At 39.1% G+C, this 307-nt stretch carries 1 protein-coding gene; it reads right to left on the bottom strand.

Annotated elements, in window-relative coordinates:
- The coding region (locus AB4486_RS28610) for a hypothetical protein (protein ID WP_372120214.1) at positions 1-307 on the bottom strand (307 nt) is incomplete at both ends.

The raw sequence follows: 307 nt of genomic DNA, 5'->3' as shown, positions 1-307 counted from the left end.
GCTTCCAACCGATAGCTAGTTTGTCAGTAATTAGTGTGTCTGCTAGTGATAGAGCCGAGCCAATAAATGGCTCAAAAGCAGATATCGTTGAGCCCAAAGCATACCTTATTGTTTTTCCCGGTGTTCTTTCCAACCAGTGTTGCCCACCCAACTCATTTAGGTATTCAGAAACCACGCCAACATCAGGGTTAACTCCAACTGTCCATTTCTTAAACCTGTCAGATTTTTCTAATAATTTTAAAAATTCTGAAAATGATCGTCTATCAGAGTCTATTACTTCCTTCACTGAAGGAAAGTCATTTAAAAC

Source organism: Vibrio sp. 10N.222.55.C6 (genome assembly GCF_041473395.1).
GTDB classification, from domain to species: domain Bacteria; phylum Pseudomonadota; class Gammaproteobacteria; order Enterobacterales; family Vibrionaceae; genus Vibrio; species Vibrio crassostreae_C.
The sequence above is the reverse complement of the archived record's forward strand: the minus strand, read 5'-3'. Positions and strand labels throughout refer to the sequence as shown.